At 51.3% G+C, this 16,217-nt stretch carries 21 protein-coding genes and 1 pseudogene; 9 read left to right on the top strand and 13 right to left on the bottom strand.

What is annotated here, in order from left to right:
• Both ACJAZW_RS12880 and gcvPB read left to right on the top strand, forming a co-directional pair.
• Positions 1-781 (top strand): annotated as a pseudogene (locus tag ACJAZW_RS12880) (glycine dehydrogenase); the annotation flags it as partial.
• Positions 781-2,346 (top strand): aminomethyl-transferring glycine dehydrogenase subunit GcvPB, encoded by a 1,566-nt coding sequence (gcvPB, locus tag ACJAZW_RS12875; protein WP_415158733.1) that lies wholly within the window; start codon positions 781-783, stop codon positions 2,344-2,346. The pseudogene ACJAZW_RS12880 and the gene gcvPB, both read left to right, overlap by 1 nt.
• Before the next feature lie 318 nt (positions 2,347-2,664).
• On the opposite strand, the gene ACJAZW_RS12870 is transcribed toward gcvPB, so the two are convergent.
• Together ACJAZW_RS12870 and ACJAZW_RS12865 are read right to left on the bottom strand one after the other, a co-directional pair.
• The gene (locus ACJAZW_RS12870; protein ID WP_415158731.1) at positions 2,665-3,066 is read right to left on the bottom strand and encodes a MerR family transcriptional regulator; all 402 of its coding nucleotides are present in this window, start codon (positions 3,064-3,066) and stop codon (positions 2,665-2,667) included.
• 135 nt (positions 3,067-3,201) lie between these two features.
• Positions 3,202-3,537: a hypothetical protein gene (locus ACJAZW_RS12865; protein WP_415158729.1), complete on the bottom strand. Its 336-nt coding sequence runs from the start codon at positions 3,535-3,537 to the stop codon at positions 3,202-3,204.
• A 193-nt stretch (positions 3,538-3,730) separates the two neighbouring features.
• Here ACJAZW_RS12865 and ACJAZW_RS12860 point away from each other — a divergent pair, with 193 nt between their 5' ends.
• Positions 3,731-4,192: a GNAT family N-acetyltransferase gene (locus ACJAZW_RS12860; RefSeq protein ID WP_415158727.1), complete on the top strand. Its 462-nt coding sequence runs from the start codon at positions 3,731-3,733 to the stop codon at positions 4,190-4,192.
• Between the two features lie 24 nt (positions 4,193-4,216).
• Here the strand turns inward: ACJAZW_RS12860 and ACJAZW_RS12855 are convergent, their stop codons facing one another.
• The 7 genes from ACJAZW_RS12855 to ACJAZW_RS12825 form a co-directional block, all read right to left on the bottom strand.
• Positions 4,217-5,581 (bottom strand): 8-oxoguanine deaminase, encoded by a 1,365-nt coding sequence (locus ACJAZW_RS12855; RefSeq protein WP_415158725.1) that lies wholly within the window; start codon positions 5,579-5,581, stop codon positions 4,217-4,219.
• A 156-nt stretch (positions 5,582-5,737) separates the two neighbouring features.
• Complete coding sequence (locus ACJAZW_RS12850) at positions 5,738-6,226, bottom strand: ATP F0F1 synthase subunit B (RefSeq protein WP_415158723.1); 489 nt, start codon at positions 6,224-6,226, stop codon at positions 5,738-5,740.
• Between the two features lie 5 nt (positions 6,227-6,231).
• Entirely contained in the window at positions 6,232-6,825 is a 594-nt protein-coding gene (locus ACJAZW_RS12845) for a F0F1 ATP synthase subunit B (protein WP_415158721.1), read from the bottom strand.
• A 151-nt stretch (positions 6,826-6,976) separates the two neighbouring features.
• Positions 6,977-7,204, bottom strand: coding sequence for a F0F1 ATP synthase subunit C (locus ACJAZW_RS12840; RefSeq protein WP_415158719.1), 228 nt, complete (start codon positions 7,202-7,204; stop codon positions 6,977-6,979).
• 83 nt (positions 7,205-7,287) lie between these two features.
• A complete protein-coding gene (locus tag ACJAZW_RS12835; protein ID WP_415158735.1) occupies positions 7,288-8,049 on the bottom strand; it encodes a F0F1 ATP synthase subunit A in 762 nt (253 codons plus the stop codon).
• 27 nt (positions 8,050-8,076) lie between these two features.
• Positions 8,077-8,475, bottom strand: a complete 399-nt coding sequence (locus ACJAZW_RS12830) for an AtpZ/AtpI family protein (protein ID WP_415158717.1) — start codon at positions 8,473-8,475, stop codon at positions 8,077-8,079.
• A 350-nt stretch (positions 8,476-8,825) separates the two neighbouring features.
• On the bottom strand, positions 8,826-9,119 hold the full coding sequence (locus ACJAZW_RS12825) for a DUF1330 domain-containing protein (RefSeq protein ID WP_415158715.1): 294 nt from the start codon (positions 9,117-9,119) through the stop codon (positions 8,826-8,828).
• 97 nt (positions 9,120-9,216) lie between these two features.
• On the opposite strand from ACJAZW_RS12825, the gene ACJAZW_RS12820 reads away from it, so the two are divergent.
• Positions 9,217-9,831: a TetR/AcrR family transcriptional regulator gene (locus ACJAZW_RS12820; protein ID WP_415158713.1), complete on the top strand. Its 615-nt coding sequence runs from the start codon at positions 9,217-9,219 to the stop codon at positions 9,829-9,831.
• 465 nt (positions 9,832-10,296) lie between these two features.
• On the opposite strand, the gene ACJAZW_RS12815 is transcribed toward ACJAZW_RS12820, so the two are convergent.
• On the bottom strand, positions 10,297-10,506 hold the full coding sequence (locus tag ACJAZW_RS12815) for a helix-turn-helix domain-containing protein (RefSeq protein WP_415158711.1): 210 nt from the start codon (positions 10,504-10,506) through the stop codon (positions 10,297-10,299).
• A gap of 75 nt (positions 10,507-10,581) precedes the next feature.
• On the opposite strand from ACJAZW_RS12815, the gene ACJAZW_RS12810 reads away from it, so the two are divergent.
• Positions 10,582-10,800, top strand: a complete 219-nt coding sequence (locus ACJAZW_RS12810; protein ID WP_415158709.1) for a hypothetical protein — start codon at positions 10,582-10,584, stop codon at positions 10,798-10,800.
• A 555-nt stretch (positions 10,801-11,355) separates the two neighbouring features.
• Here the strand turns inward: ACJAZW_RS12810 and ACJAZW_RS12805 are convergent.
• The 3 genes from ACJAZW_RS12805 to ACJAZW_RS12795 all read right to left on the bottom strand — a co-directional run bounded on the left by ACJAZW_RS12805 (position 11,356) and on the right by ACJAZW_RS12795 (position 12,844).
• Positions 11,356-11,949, bottom strand: coding sequence for a Fic family protein (locus ACJAZW_RS12805; RefSeq protein ID WP_415158707.1), 594 nt, complete (start codon positions 11,947-11,949; stop codon positions 11,356-11,358).
• 18 nt (positions 11,950-11,967) lie between these two features.
• Complete coding sequence (locus ACJAZW_RS12800) at positions 11,968-12,174, bottom strand: hypothetical protein (RefSeq protein WP_415158705.1); 207 nt, start codon at positions 12,172-12,174, stop codon at positions 11,968-11,970.
• Positions 12,175-12,334: 160 nt separating this feature from the next.
• Positions 12,335-12,844, bottom strand: a complete 510-nt coding sequence (locus tag ACJAZW_RS12795) for a DUF721 domain-containing protein (RefSeq protein WP_415158703.1) — start codon at positions 12,842-12,844, stop codon at positions 12,335-12,337.
• Positions 12,845-12,911: 67 nt separating this feature from the next.
• Between ACJAZW_RS12795 and mutY the strand changes: the two genes are divergently transcribed.
• The 4 genes from mutY to ACJAZW_RS12775 all read left to right on the top strand — a co-directional run.
• Positions 12,912-14,072 (top strand): A/G-specific adenine glycosylase, encoded by a 1,161-nt coding sequence (mutY, locus tag ACJAZW_RS12790; RefSeq protein ID WP_415158701.1) that lies wholly within the window; start codon positions 12,912-12,914, stop codon positions 14,070-14,072.
• Between the two features lie 23 nt (positions 14,073-14,095).
• Positions 14,096-14,395 carry an NUDIX domain-containing protein gene (locus tag ACJAZW_RS12785; RefSeq protein WP_415158699.1) on the top strand — a complete coding sequence of 100 codons (300 nt, stop codon included), beginning with the start codon at positions 14,096-14,098 and terminating at the stop codon, positions 14,393-14,395.
• A 329-nt stretch (positions 14,396-14,724) separates the two neighbouring features.
• A complete protein-coding gene (locus ACJAZW_RS12780; RefSeq protein ID WP_415158697.1) occupies positions 14,725-15,639 on the top strand; it encodes a tyrosine-type recombinase/integrase in 915 nt (304 codons plus the stop codon).
• A 9-nt stretch (positions 15,640-15,648) separates the two neighbouring features.
• Positions 15,649-16,217, top strand: a 569-nt coding sequence (locus ACJAZW_RS12775; RefSeq protein ID WP_415158695.1) for a transposase zinc-binding domain-containing protein, incomplete at its 3' end; no start/stop codon positions are given.

Genomic DNA, 16,217 nt, shown 5'->3' with positions numbered 1-16,217 from the left:
AACATCGTCAGAAGACATCATCAGCCAAATCAACGACACAACAGCAGCCGTTGTTGTGCAGTCACCAGATTTTTACGGCAATTTGCGTGATCTGCGGCCAATTGCAGAAGCCGCGCACGAAAAAGGCGCATTGCTGATCGCGGTGTTCACCGAAGTGATTTCACTCGGTGCAGTTGAATCTCCCGGTGCACAGGGCGCGGACATTGTTGTTGGGGAAGGCCAGTCGATCGGCAATCCTTTAACATTTGGCGGACCATATGTCGGCCTGATGGCAACACGTCCGAACCTTGTGCGGCAGATGCCGGGTCGTGTGTGCGGTGAAACCGTCGACGCCGAAGGTAATCGCGGTTTCGTTTTGACCCTTTCCACGCGCGAACAACATATCCGGCGCGACAAAGCGACCTCCAACATTTGTACCAACTCTGGTCTTTGTGCGTTGGCGTTCTCAATTCACATGTCTTTGTTGGGCCAAAAGGGTCTAACTGAAACAGCGATGCTGTGTCACCAACAAGCCTATAAAACCGCAGACGCCTTGACGGCAATTGATGGTGTTGAACTGGTCAATAAGCACTATTTCAACGAATTTACGTTGCGCTTGCCAAAACCGGCAGCGGCAATTGTTGAAGCCTTGGCCAATAAAGGCGTTCTTGGTGGCGTCCCCGTGTCTCGCTTGGAGCCGGGCAAACCTGAGCTCGAAAACTTGCTCGTGGTCGCGGCAACCGAACTCACAAGTGATGCAGATATTGCAGCCTATGCTGCTGCATTGAAGGAGGTCATCTGATGTTGAACAATCAAGGCCGTCCAACAAACGTTGAAAACGTGAACTCAAATGTAGGCACCTCGAACGGTGCTGCTTTGTTGCCATCAGAGCCATTGCTCTTTGAAGTTGGCGACAAAAACAAATCTGGCGTCGATCTACCAAATACAGACAAAGATTTCTCCTCCCGTCTGGGTGATTTCGCGCGCCAGACCCCAATTAATCTGCCGGGGTTAACTGAGCCACAATCCATGCGCCACTATGTGCGCATGAGCCGATTGAACTATTCAATCGATGCTGGCTTTTATCCGCTTGGCTCATGCACCATGAAGCATAACCCTCGGCTAAACGAAAAAATGGCGCGGCTTCCCGGCATTGCTGACATTCACCCGCTTCAACCCCAATCAACTGTGCAAGGCGCAATTGAATTGATGGAAGAATTGGGCCGTTGGTTGATGGAATTGACCGGCACCGGTGCTGTTGCAATGGCCCCAAAAGCGGGCGCACACGGCGAAATGTGCGGCATGATGGCCATCAAAGCAGCCCACAAGGCAAAAGGCGAAAGCCATCGGGATATAGTATTGGTGCCTGAAAGTGCACATGGCACAAACCCAGCGACGGCTGCATTCCTTGGCTATAAAGTGAAGCCAATCAAAGCCCGCAAAGACGGCACGGTTGACGTGCAAGCGGTTAAAGACGCGTTGGATCAAAACGTGGCGGGCATTATGCTCACCAACCCAAACACCTGTGGTTTGTTTGAGCCTGACGTGATTGAAATCGCTGAGGCGGTGCATGCAGCTGGTGCGTATTTTTACTGCGATGGCGCAAACTTTAACGCCATCATGGGCGTTGTGCGTCCGGGTGATTTGGGCATCGATGCGATGCACATCAACCTGCACAAAACCTTCTCGACCCCACATGGTGGTGGTGGACCAGGTGCTGGTCCGGTTGTTCTGTCCGACGCTTTGGCACCCTATGCGCCATTGCCTTACGTTAAGCGGATTGGGGATGCGGTCACGTTGGTGGAGAACCAAGATGCCTCCAACGACCACCTTGGCCGCATGTCGGCGTTCCATGGGCAAATGGGCATGTATGTCCGTGCCTTAACGTTCAAACTTTCACACGGCCTTGACGGAATTTCGCAAGCCGCCCGTGATGCGGTGTTGAATGCAAACTATCTCAAAGCGCAGCTTTCAGACGTCTTCAACGCCCCCTATGGCGACCAACCCTGCATGCACGAAGTGCTGTTTGACGATGCAAGTCTAAAAGGCACCGGTGTTTCAACACTGGATCTGGCCAAAGCAATGATCGACGAGGGCTATCACCCCATGACTATGTATTTCCCTTTGGTGGTACATGGCGCGATGTTGATCGAACCAACCGAAAGCGAAAGCTTGCACACACTTGATGAGTTTATCGGTACCATGCGCGAATTGATGGCAGACGCCAAGGCGGGCAATGTTGAGCGTTTCCTCAATGCCCCAATGAAAGCGCCCATGCGTCGATTGGACGAAACACAGGCCGCACGCTCACCAAAACTGCGCTGGGAAGAACCTGATGACGAGGCTGTGACACAAGCAGCTGAGTAAATAGCGACCAAACAAAAGAACAAAGAGCGGCAAAACAATAATAAATAGCCGCTTTCTTAGGCGGTGGGTTCTGCAGAACCCACCGCCCTTTTTTTGTCTTTATGCGTAGCGGGCTACCGAGAATCTTTCTGCAGCCATCGTTTAAAGGCAATGAGCGACCAGACGCCCTCCGCTATTAGAAACGGAGTTGAGCCAATCAACCACGCATAATAAGCTGCCAGTGCGCAACCGAATGCGAAAGCCAAAATAAAATTGTGGTGACGCTGTTCTAGCGCATAGGTAGTCACCATGATCACGACTGCAATTATGCCAAGATTTTCAACCAAAATCTCTAGTCCCAAATTCTGAGGACTGCGGAGCAGTCATGCAGTCTTTCAAATCGACACATTCACACTTTTTAAATTGTTCAAGCATTGACGCCATGCGACGGAGATCGTCTATTCTTTGTTGAACTTGCTCTTGTTTCTCATCAAGAAACGTTTGCCAGTCTTGCGCTTCTCTTGCCGTGCCAAAACCAAGAGACAATAGATCAGTGGCTTCAACCAACGTAAAGCCGGCCGATTGCGCTAACTTTAGAAACTGAAGAGTTAGCAGCGTTTGTTCGTCCAACTCACGACGGCCTGAGACCCGACCTATTGGTCGGATCAGGCCTTTGCGTTCGTAAAAACGGATTGCCGAGCTCGTGATACCAAGCTTCTTAGCAGCCACACCGATTTTCATTTGTTGTATCCTTTATTTTATCGCGCCGCTTTTTCCGATAATACCAATATCCGCTAGGCTAAGTGCGCCAAAAATAAATGGCACTAAACAGGCGAGGGCGCACACCCAAACGTCAAACCGATCCTTAGACTGCTGCTAACAACGGCCATTACTGTGCTCCAACTCATTTAGAAATTGTTGGGCTAACGCAATGCCTTCACCTTCGCTTGTGACCGTCAGCACTATCGTATCATCAAATGTCTCGACTTCGTGGTTGAGAAAAGTGCAGCAACCCATATCGATGGAAACGAGCCGCTCGACGCTTTGCTTGGCACTGTCAGTATTTGAGAAGACAAATTTTGCGCCATTCACTAATAGCTCACGCTCAAGAATATGAGGTACAAGTTCTGTTCGAAATCGTTTTGTTTCGCTGCGTTGTGCTTCCCCTGTCAGGGCGCAGGCAATTGGGGTAGTTTCAGTGTTGTTATCCATGAGTTTTTTCCTTGTGTTCATCGGATAACATCTAAACTATCAGTTGAACTAAGGTTTAAGTCAATGTCAGTTTTCAACAATATGGAAAATGGCATGGAAGGAACTCATTTAGGGTATATTTTTTGCTTTTGCGCAACGTCTCGTTTTGTGGCAAGTTTTCACGGTCCGTTGCAGTGATTTTTGGGGCCATAATATGAAAATTCGCCAAGCGCATCTTTATGAACTGCCCAGCCTCAGCGAGCTATGTCTGCGCTCCAAAGCCTATTGGAAATATGATCGGGCATTCATTGAAGCTTGCCGCGAAGAGCTGACGCTGACCAAAGCCAATCTGGACAACGACTACGTGATGGTGGCGGACGATGATGGTGCATCCGCTGGCGTTATTCATCTTGTCCTTGATGGCACTACGGCTGAATTGGAAAAACTGTTTATTGATCCCAAATGGATTGGCAAAGGTGTTGGTCGAACCTTGTTCCGATGGGCATTGGAAACCGCGCGGGAAAAAGGCGCGACCATTATGAATGTGGTTGCAGATCCGGGCGCCGCCCCGTTTTATGAAAGAATGGGATTTAAGCAATTCGGCACGATTGCATCCGGCTCCATTGCAGGCCGCAAATTGCCGCATATGCGATTGCAACTCAACCCGCCGGCATAACAGGTGCGCCAGACAAAACGCTGCCTACTCGGCAAGCCCATGTGCAAGCCTGTTATGGCGCTCAATCATTTGTCCCATATCGTTGCCAACCAAATGGCCGTCTTGCACAATCGCACGGCCTTCAACAAATAAAACGCGCACATTGTGTGGACCCGTGAGCACCAGCGCTGCCACCGGGTCCCAATTGCCGGCGGCGGCAATATTGTTCAAGTCCCAAATTGCAATGTCGGCCCGTTTGCCAATTTCAATCGATCCGCAATCATGACGGCCAAGCACCTTTGCGCCACCAAGCGTGGCGATTTCCAGCGTTTCGCGGGCGGACATAGCATCTGCGCCATTTTGCACCCGTTGCAGCAACAAAGCTTGCCTTGCTTCGCTCAGCATGTGCCCCGCATCGTTAGAAGCGGAGCCATCAACCCCCAAGCCCACTTTGACGCCAGCATCGCGCATCTGGCGCACCGGTGCGATGCCAGAACCCAACCGACAGTTCGAGCAAGGACAATGTGCCACCCCGGTGCCGGTTCGGCTGAACAGATCAATTTCTGTTGTGTCCAGTTTCACACAATGGGCGTGCCACACATCTTCACCGACCCAACCCAAATCCTGCGCATACTGCCCAGGGCGACAGCCGAACTTTTCCAAACTATAGGCGATGTCCTCATCATTCTCGGCCAAATGCGTGTGCAGCATAACGCCTTTGTCGCGTGCCAATAAAGCGCTGTTGCGCATCAAATCACGGCTAACAGAAAATGGCGAGCAGGGGGCAAGGCCGACCCGCACCATTGCGCCTTCATTTGGATCATGGAATGTATCAATGACCCGAATACTGTCTTCAAGTATTTGCGCCTCGTTTTCCACTAAGTGGTCTGGGGGCAGCCCGCCATCGCTTTCACCAATCGACATGGAGCCGCGTGTGGCGTGAAACCGCAGGCCGATAGATTTTGCCGCTTCTATCGTATCGTCGAGTTTTGACCCGTTTGGGTAAAGGTACAAATGATCGGACGACATCGAGCAGCCAGACAGAGCAAGCTCTGCCAATCCCACTTGCGCCGAAACAAACATGTGCTCAGGCCCCATGCGCGACCAAATCGGGTACAAGGTCTGCAACCACCCAAACAGCAGCGCGTCCTGCCCACCAGGCACAGCACGGGTCATGGTTTGAAACAAATGGTGGTGGGTGTTCACAAGACCGGGTGTCACCACGCAGCCAGTGGCATCGACAAGGGTGTCGCCAACAAGTTGGTCGCCAACGAGTTGGTCGCCAATAAGGTTGGTGCCGATCTCGACAATAACACCATCCGCAATCCGGATATCTGTCTTCTTCAGCTCGCGGCGCGCATTGTCCATTGTTACAACAATACTGGCGTCTTTGATGATCGTGGTTGGCATGGGGCGCTACTTGGCTGGTTTGGGGGCTAGAATCTTGTGGCATTGTTGTGCCTAGTTGCGGCATTCACAAGACCATTTTTGCCGTTAGATCATTTTGCAGACACCAAAACGGGCCCAAAAGGACCCGTTGGAATTTGTATCGGTAATGGTTTGGAATTAGTTCAAGCTTGCAGAAACATCTTTGATGGCTTGAGCAACAAGATCGTCGCCTTTCTCGCCCATCTTATCCATCAGCACGTGACGTGCAGCTTCCACAGCGATATCAGCAGAGCGCGCACGAACATCAGCAATTGCTTGGCTCTCGGCTTGGGCGATTTTTTCTTCTACCGCTTTGGTGCGGCGTGTGATCAAATCTTCCAATGCAGTTTGCGCTTCCTGGGTCAATCGAACGGCTTCAGATTTTGCCGCGTCAATGATTTCTTGCGCCTCTTCTTCAGCGGCCTGTCGCTTGCGCTCATATTCAGCCAATAGGCTTTGCGCTTCTTCGCGCAATTGTTTGGCGTCATTCAGATCGTCAGCAATCTTTTGGACTTTGCTATCCAACAGACCCAAAACAGTTTTTGGTACGCCAAAATAGATCAGAATGCCAAGGAAAGTCAGCAGGCCAATAAAAATCCACAGGGTTGCGAGTGCTGTTGCGTCCATTACTTTTATCCCTTCACGACTTTAGCAACAGCGTCCTTGGTGAGCTTTTGTGCCGTACGACCCAAAAGATTTGTCACCAATGCGTGTGCTGTGTCTGATGCGATTTCGTCAACATGACCAAGCGCTTCAGTCTTTGTGGACTGGATGCGGCTTTCAGCCGTCGCCATTTTCTTAGCCAGATCTGTCTCAACGCCAACGCGCTTCGCGTCCAAGTCCTTGCGAATGCTGTCGCGGGCCTCTTCAGCCATTGTATGCGCTTTTTTTCGAGCGTTCGCCAAATCGGTCTCGTAGGCTTCGATGGCTTGGTCGGTTTTTTGCCGAAGACGTTCGGCTTCAGCCAAATCACCTTCAATTCGATCACGCCGCACTTCCAAGATTTCGCCGATCCGCGGTAGCGCAATCTTGCTCATCAAAATGTAAAGTGCCGCAAAGCTTAGCGCCAACCACAAAAGCTGAGAACCAAAACTCGCCGGATCAAACGGTGGAAACACATCGGCAGCTTCGCCACCTTCCGCCACTGTGGACGACTGAGTTTCTAGCTCAAGTTCAGTCGCTTGTGTGGCTTCCGTATCGTGTGATGTGGTTGTATTGCTTGCCATCTGGATACCCAAAATTCTTATGCTGGCCCCTTGATATACCGAATTGGAATATCCTGCCAGCGTCAATGCCTGATCGTCAGGTCGGTAAGTTTAGGCAGCCCAAGCATATTGAAATATGTCAGTGGGCTGCCCAAATTCGCTTGCCGTGAAATTAAACGGCGAACAATAGCAATAGGGCGATCAAGAATGAGAAAATGCCCAAAGCTTCTGTTACCGCAAAACCAAAGATCAAGTTACCGAACTGGCTTTGTGCGGCAGATGGGTTGCGCAACGCGCCTGACAAGTAATTGCCAAAAATGTTACCCACGCCCATTGCAGCGCCGGCCATGCCCACACTGGCAATACCTGCACCAATAAATTTTGCTGCTTCTGCTTCCATTTTTAAATTCCTTTCAAAGCGTCAATGCGATGTTCTGTTTTGCCGATTTCCACCCTTGGAAACCGACGATTTTCGTTACTCAACTAATGCGATGGGTGAATTGCATCATTGAGATACATGGAGGTCAAAACCGCAAACACATAAGCTTGCAAAGCTGAGACCAAAAATTCAAGCGCTGTCAGGGCAACTGTCATCGAGAAGGGCAGAATGGCACCAAGCCAGCCCACAAATCCAAATGATGACAAGGTAACGATAAAGCCAGCGAAAACCTTCAACGTGATGTGACCCGCCAACATGTTGGCGAACAAACGAACTGACAAACTGATCGGCCGCGAGAGAAACGAAACGATCTCAATCGGGATCACGATAGGCAATACGTAGCCAGGTACGCCTGCGGGCACAAACAATTTCAAAAAGCCAAGCCCGTTCTTCATGAAGCCATAAACCAGCACCACGGTGATCACCAGCATTGCCAAAGCAAAGGTGACGATGATGTGACTGGTGATGGTGAAGAAGTAAGGCACCATGCCGATCAAATTGGCAACCAGCACAAACATGAACAGTGAGAACACGAACGGGAAGAACTTCATGCCCTCTGATCCGGCCGAGCTGCGCACCATGTTGGCGACAAACTCATAAAGCATCTCAGACAACAGCTGTAATCGGCCCGGAACCAAGCCACGACCGCTTGTTGACAAAATCAGGAAAGCTGAAATCGCCAAAACATTGATCACCATAAACAAAGCAGAGTTGGTGAACGCAATATTGAAGCCAGCATCTTCTCCACCGATAGAAAAGATATCGGTAATTGCAAACTGGTGAATTGGGTCGACTTTATCTGGGATTGCCACGTTTCAGCCCTTATTTATTGTTCAACCGTCGTCGACATCGTCGTTTTCCGGTCCCAAATCCATATCCGGTGTAATCACCGCCTCGGTATTCATCTCGTTGGCGCTTCGCACCACATTCAAAACGCCAGCGGCAAATCCCACCAACACCATTACCAACATGAGCCATGGCGCAGTGCCAAACATCACATCAGCAAAATAACCAATGCCCGCGCCCACCAATATTGCTGCGATAAATTCTGTGCCCAATCGGGCCGCTCGCGCATGACCGGTGAGGTGGATGCCCGATTTTTTTTCAACCATCAAACCCGCATCTTTTTTTGCTGAATGTATCTTTTCAGCTAAAGCGCGTGTCTCTTCTGATCGAATTCCAGTCGAACCTGATGCCTTCTTATCGCTTGTCTGATTGTTAGAACTGGGCATCGACCAACTCCCTTAAACCAGCCAAATCCGCGATGCAAAGGCATCCCTCAAAGTTGGGCGCAACATAAGGGGAGAGATTTAGCGTGTCAAGCAAAGTTGAAAGCTGCACAATACGCTAATTTTATCTTTAAAAACAAAGCATTACGGGATCGCGTGCAATAAATCCGGGCGGAGTGTCTGTGGCCGAATGGCGCATTTTTACGTCTTGGTGGAGATTCGTTCATGCAGTTCAAGGCGGGTTGTTCAAAAAGGGCTAGTTTTGTACATATATGTAGGAAAATCGATAAAAGGATATTGACCCAGCAAGTAGACTTGACGCAGGGTCAATTTGTACTTCCAAACTGAATTGATTATGCGGCAGGCGTTGCATAGCTGGTGATCGTCATATCACAGGCTTCATTTCTCAGGGGCACCACCGCCTGGTAGTCAGGCGAGTTAAACCATGCGTTCAAGGCATCCATATCTGGGAACTCAAGAACCGCAACACCTTGGTGTTCGCCTTCACCGGCCAGGGTTGCGCTATACTGTCCGCGTCTGACCAAAGTGCCGCCATGGGTCGCTAATGTTTGTGCCGCGGCTTTGCCATATTCACCGAATTTTACTTTGTCTTTGATTTTTGCTGTAGCGATCACAAATGCGCTCATTTTAACCTCCATTGAATTTTCGTAGGGTTTGTTTTATACAGAGCTGTACACAAAATTCAATTGATTTGTACACACTTGTACAAAAAAAGGATCGAATATGGGCCGCCCAACAGCATTTGACCGCGAACAAGCCATTGATGATGCCATGCACATCATCTGGCGCGATGGCTATGAGGCGTCGTCCGTCAAAGCGCTATCAGAGCAATTGGGCATCACCCGCTCGAGCTTTTACAATGCGTTCGGCTCGCGTGAGGCATTGTTTCAAGAGGCGTTGCAGAACTATTGCAAGCAGTCGCCTGACTATGCGTTGGCGCTCGCATTCCCGCCAATTGATGTGAAAATGCTGCTGACGTTAGTTTTCCGCGAAGCATGTGCGGCGCGCGCCGATGATCCGCAGGCGCGGGGGTGCTTCGCCATCAACTCGGTGGCTGAATTGTCCAACCATAACGAGGTGCTTAGCCCAGTGCTGGAAAATTTGGTGCTTGGCTCGATCAACCAAATTCAAACCATCCTCAATTGGGGCGTTGCCTCAAAGGAGTTCCCGCGTGATCTTGATACCCGCGCCATGGCGCTTAGTTTGCAGAACCTGCTTATGGGACTGAATGTCATGTGCAAAGTCGTGCGGAGCGAAGACGAGTTGTTGCTCGCCGCACAAACCACGCTCAAAGCCCTTGGCATGTATGAATATGGGTTGGATGAGATTTCAGCCTAGTTTGAACCTAGCATCGATATTGCGCATGGCGTTTGCATTCTTCTGTCTCCCTCCCCTTGGTGGGGAGGGATTAAGGGTGGGGGGCAGGTTGAACATGTTTGTGAGGAGAACCCGGCTCGTAGGCCGGGAATGCCCGGGTGGCTGGGGCAATGCCGTCGCAAAGCCGCTTGGCTGTCCCGGACCAGCCTGTGCACGAGCGCTGAATAGTGAATCGGGACCAGCTGAACATTAAAGCGCTCTCAAAATTGCACTCTACGCCAATCCTCGGACGGTCGCCTGTCTGCCACCTGCAAAAGCAGACTTAAATTATAGCAGACAAGCAACAAACAATCCTCGGGCCGACCCGAGGATCCATGACGCGTCTCGAGGATATTCAGCCGAAAAAAAGAATGTCCAACATTGCCACTTGTCCAAATCATCATGGACCCTCGGGTCAAGCCAGAGGGTGACGAAGGGCTTTGAAACTCAGCCTTCCGACAACAATTTGGCGGGATCAACGTTCAGCGCATTAGCAATTTCAGCGATTGTGTCCAGCGTGACATTCTTATGTCCCGCCTCAACTCGGCTAACATATGCTTGGTCTGCATCTATACGCATGGCCAGCTCTTCTTGGCTAAGGCGAGCGGCCTGCCGTGTGGCCTTAACTGATTGTCCAAATCGCTGCTTGATATCCATAGATGACACAAGAGCGTTTTCAATCGTCACTTTTCCATGTATTATAATACATATATTGAAGTGAAGGCGCCAATTATGAATGTTTTTTGGGATAAAGTTGTAGAATTGTTTCTGTTGCCAAATGGGCTAATCATTTTGGTGGCCGTTTCGGTGCCATTTACAGTCTGGTTAGCTTTCACATTTGCGGCTTGGTGGCCAAGATCAAAAGGCCAACCAACGCCACAACGCGAAACCAAAATGCTATTCACAATCTACCGCGACAACGACGGTGAAGTGAAGGTTTGGCGGCATTAGCCGACATCAACACCGTGTACCGTCCTCTCCTCAGGTCACACCGCGAGCACATACTAAACAAATGCCCTGCCACCACAAACACCTCATCCTGAGCTTGTCGAAGGATGGTTTGCACGCGCTACTATTGACCCTTCGACAAGCTCAGGGTGAGGGAGGGCATCGCACCCGCTAGTTGGTACCCAGCATCGATATTGCGCATGGCGTTTGCATTCTTCTGTCTCCCTCCCCTTGGTGGGGAGGGATTAAGGGTGGGGGGGCAGTTGAACATGTTTGTGAGGATATCCCGGCTCAATGGCCGGGCATGCCCCGGTGGGTGGGGCCGAACGCATACATTGAAAACTGGCTGTCCCGGCCTTGATCCGGGACCGACTGAAAAGTGAAGTGCCCACAAAATCACTGACCTCTCTGATGAGCCGCGCGGCATCAACGCTCCACAATGATTTGGGGCCAACTATCGGGGTTATGGAAGCAGCAGAACAATAAGAGAGGTTTTCCTTCACCATTTCAAGAAACGAACTGCCATCGGTTTGCTGGGGAGTGAACATTTGAATGCCACTACTCGGAAAGCTGTGCCTTTAAAATATCTTGTAAGTATTCAGCTAACGCAGAAACATCAAAATGACCCTCTGCCCAGTTCTCGTCTGCCTCTTTTAGGGCATCGTAGTATGGTTGCCGATTCTCTCGAATTCGCTCAGGGACAATTTTGTTTCCGGGTAACAGCCCCCCATTTCTTAGGCAAATCAGATAATAGCATGCCGCTCTAGCTGTGCGGCCATTGCCTTCCACAAACGGGTGTATCCAATTCATTCGCCATAGTGCATATGCTGGGAGGATTGTAGGATGATCCATAATGTCCCAGTTTTCATGGATTACTGAAAGGAATTGATCCATGAGGTTAGGCACGTCTTTGAAGTGCGGAGGAATATGGTTTCCAACATAAATTGGTTGTTCTCGAAATCTACCGCCAAATTGGGCTATGTTGGCAACCGCAGCTCCGTTTAAAGACCAAAGTGTATATTTATCGAATGACTCAATGCCCTTATTGCAGCCGATTTCAACACAATTCGCAAGAAGATCGTATTGCCGAAGCAAGTTTTGCTCCTGAATCCGGGCAAAGAATTTAGGGTTTTCTTTTTCTCGAAGTGACAAACAATGCTTTCCTTGCAGCTATACAGCGAGCCTAATTGTCTGCGATGTTCGGCGAACAGAGTCTTTTGTTATGAATTCTGAATCTGGTGAATTTCCAAACGCAAAACTAACTCTTTGCTCATGTAACTGTTCCTCTGAAACCGTTGTTTTACGGGCCTGTGTCAGTAACTCTTCCAATTCCCTATCAACCTTAGTGTCACCTGAGAACTGTTTTCTTTTTGCCATTCCTATCTCCTTTTGCAAGCTCGTTCGCTTGTGAACTTGCCATTCACAGAATCGCTTGAACTCTATAATTTTTCATTAACTTTTGATATGCGGCAGCAAATACATCGTCAAATCAAATTTGTATGTTCTTATTATGTTCTAGTGAATTTTAAATGAAAACTCAACCCCGCCCTTTCATCCCGCGCCCTAGCTGCAACAAACTCTCCCGCAATTCCGGGTCTTCAATTGCTTCCACTTGCGCAGCAAGCGCTTGCTCCTCCGTTTCACTCAGCGCGCGAACAGTTGGCTTTTTCGCCTCTTCGAGCTGCGGCACAAAGGGGCGGCGGCTGGGTTTGACTTTATCGACCAGATAAAACCCAAAATAGCGATTGATCGAGGCTTTGATGGTTTCGGTTTCGTGGGTGAAGGCGAGGGCGTGCACGGGGTCCACCCGCACAGTCAGCACCGCACCTGCGTGCGGATCGTCGCCAATGTTGCGCGGCCAGTTTAGCTTGTCTGGCACCACACCTTTATCGTATGGCGCGCCCACGATGGTCGCCCAACGCATCAGCAATTCTGAGTTGGCGAAGCCGCGTTTTTGCACCAGCGGCGCAATGGTGCGCTCGGCCAGTTCGGCAATCGAAACCGAGCGGCGCAATCTTTTGGGCGGTTTGGGCTTTTTCTCGCTCATCATCAATCCGGTTTTGGGGCGTTTCGCGTATCTTGTCTAACGCGATCAAATCACCCATAACCCCATCATGCCAGAAATCAAACGCCACAAAAACGAGAAATCTGAATTAAAGCCGATTGACGCGGGCGCATTGCTTGACTGGTACGACAAAAACGCGCGCCAATTGCCCTGGCGCACCAGCCCGCAAGATCGCGCGGCAGGGGTGTTGCCGAACCCCTATTTTGTGTGGCTATCCGAAATCATGTTGCAGCAAACCACGGTGCCGACCGTCGGGAAATATTTTGCCGCGTTCACCTCGCGCTGGCCGACCGTGCGAGAACTGGCCGCCGCCAACCGAGATGATGTGCTCAGGGAATGGGCAGGACTTGGCTATTACGCCCGCGCCCGCAATCTGCATGCTTGCGCCAATATGGTGGTTGCTGAGTTCGGCGGCACCTTTCCGCAAAACGCGGCCGAGTTGCAAACATTGCCGGGCATCGGCCCTTACACTAGCGCGGCCATCGCGGCGATTTGTTTTGATCAACAGGTGGCGGTGGTGGATGGCAATGTGGATCGGGTCGCGGCGCGGTTTACCGCATTGGCCGAACCGGTGCGCGAAGCAAAACCGTTCATCCGCTCCTTCATTCAGCAATCTGTGCCAAATCGGGCAGGGGATTTTGCGCAAAGCCTGATGGATTTGGGCGCAACCATCTGCGCCCCAAAACGCGCCAATTGTTTGATCTGCCCGATCAGCGAAAATTGCGTGAGCACAACAACTGCCGACCCGACCGATTTCCCAGTGAAGCCAGCAAAAAAGCAAAAGCCGCGCCGTGTCGGGCATGCCTTTGTGGTGGAAAATGAGGCGGGCGAAATCTGGTTGCAGCAACGACCCGAAAAAGGCCTGCTTGCCGCCATGACCGAGGTGCCGGGCAGCGAATGGCAAACTGTTGAGATGGGCAATGCCAAACCGCGCAAAATCAAAGGTCCAACAAACGTCAACCAAAAACCCATCGCACAAAGTGAGAAGCAGACCGAACGTTCGGTCCAAAGGTTTCCACTAGCGGGTGAATGGAGGCGCTGCGGTGATGTTGAGCATGTGTTCACGCATTTTGCGCTGACATTGACGGTTTGGAAATTAAACGCAAACGCCGCGGCAACTGAAAATGGTTGGTGGTCAAAAAAATCGGAACTGGACGGCGAAGCGTTGCCGACTTTGTTCAAAAAAGTGCTATCGGCAGCATTGTCATAGTGAGCTAGTGGCAGACCGTTGAGATGGGCAATGCCAAACCGCGCAAAGCAAACGACCAAACCAAAACGATCCCAAATGCCGCAGAACCAAAGCGCAAACAGACCGAACGTTCGGTCCAAAGGTTTCCACTAGCGGGTGAATGGAGGTGCTGCGGAGATATTGAACATGTGTTCACCCATTTTGCACTGACATTGACGGTTTGGAAATTGAACGCAAACGCCGCGGCAACTGAAAATGGTTGGTGGTCAAAAAAATCGGAACTGGACGGCGAAGCGTTGCCGACTTTGTTCAAAAAAGTCCTGTCAGCAGCATTGTCAAATTGAGCTATTGGCAAACTGTTGAGATGGGCAATGCCAAACCGCGCGAAAAGCCGAAGATCCGACAACATGTGAAACGTCACACGCCTATGACTCGTTAGGCCAGCAAATCGGCAACAATCGTGTAAGTCGCGCCATTCAATTCTGACCCAAACGTCAAGCATTCCTGACCTAGATCGAGACTCAGCCGTTCGACGCAAATGTGGACAAAGAGCCCTAGCACTAAATCGCTTCGCGATATTGGTGGGCGTTAGGCTGAATAAGATTTTATTTCGCGGGTTTTGGTGTGTGCTGTTGGTGAGGTGATTTTGCCTCGTCTGACAGAGGGCATTCCCATGAACATTCAGCATTCCACAGCAATTACACCACTTCGCGCTCGCATGATTGCAGATATGACGGCGCGCAATCTCGGCCCTGCATCCCAGAGCAATCACTTGCGTGCCTGCAAGCGTTTCGCTGCATGGCTGGGGCGAACACCAGAGACTGCAACACCGGATGATGTGAAGGGGTTTCAACAGCATCTGATCGAGAGCGGTATGAGCATCTGCACCCGCAACCAAACCATGACTGGCATGAAGTTTCTATTCCGGGTGACTTTGCGACGACATGATCTGGTGGCCGAGATTTTCCATCTCAGAGAGCCGGACCGGGTACCGTTGGTGTTGAGCCAAAAGGAGATCAAGCGCATCCTCGCCATGGTACCCAGCCTGAAGGCCAAAGTGATGCTGTCGCTGGCTTACGGGTGCGGGCTGCGCGCAAGCGAAGTTGTTCGGTTGAAGGTTGGCGACATCGACAGCGCTCAGGAGATCATCCGCATTGTGCAGGCGAAAGGGCGCAAGGATCGCAACGTGATGCTGCCGTCGGATATTCTGGGCCTGCTGCGCGAGTGGTGGAAGGAACGCCCGGCCGGTCAGGATAAAGATGTGCCCGCGCCCGAGCGGGTTCTCTTCCCCGGATATCGCGGCAAGCATCTCTCAACCCGACAGCTGTCACGGCTGTTTCTTGAGACCGCCAAAGCCGCTGCAATCACCAAACCAGTGACGCTGCACACGTTGCGCCATTCGTTTGCAACCCATCTCTTGGAGCGCGGCGTCGATATCCGGGTGATCCAAGCGCTGCTGGGACATTCCAAACTCACAACAACCGCGCGATACGCCCGCGTTGCCACCGGGATGATCGCGGCGGTAGACAGCCCGCTGGACGACCTGAGCCGGATCAAGCGTAAGAAGGGCAAGGCTGGGTCTTCATAGCCCGATACCATGCTCCGACCATCGTTGGAGGTTGCGGATATCTTCCGCGACCATGGCGCTGCCTGGCGTGCGGCCAATAGAGAACATGTCAACCTGAACCAGCTGAAGGTGATGTCGGCGATTGAGCGTTGCCGCACTGCGGTGCTCGGCGGTCATGTCGCCAAGTGTGAAGACTGCGCACACGAACACATCGCCTACAATTCGTGCCGCAATCGCCATTGCCCCAAATGCCAATCCGGTGCTGCCAAAGCCTGGCTGGCGGCACGCGAGGCCGAGCTGCTACCTGTGAGATATTTCCACCTCGTCTTTACGCTGCCTAAACCCATTGCTGACATCGCGTATCAAAATAAACGGGAGATCTACAATCTTCTGATGCGCGTCAGCGCCGACACGGTGATCAGGATTGCGTCTGATCCCAAGCACCTGAGCGCCCGGGTTGGTATCACATCGGTGCTTCACACATGGGGGTCTGCGTTGACGCACCACCCCCACGTACATATGATCGTTCCAGGCGGCGGCTTGTCTGCAGATGGAACAAAGTGGATCGCCTGCCGCAAAAACTTCTTCCTATCAGTGCT

It is taken from the genome of Maritalea sp. (assembly GCF_047634455.1).
In the GTDB taxonomy this organism is placed as follows: domain Bacteria; phylum Pseudomonadota; class Alphaproteobacteria; order Rhizobiales; family Devosiaceae; genus Maritalea.
Note: the sequence above shows the minus strand (reverse complement) of the source record. Positions and strands in the feature narration are given on the sequence as shown.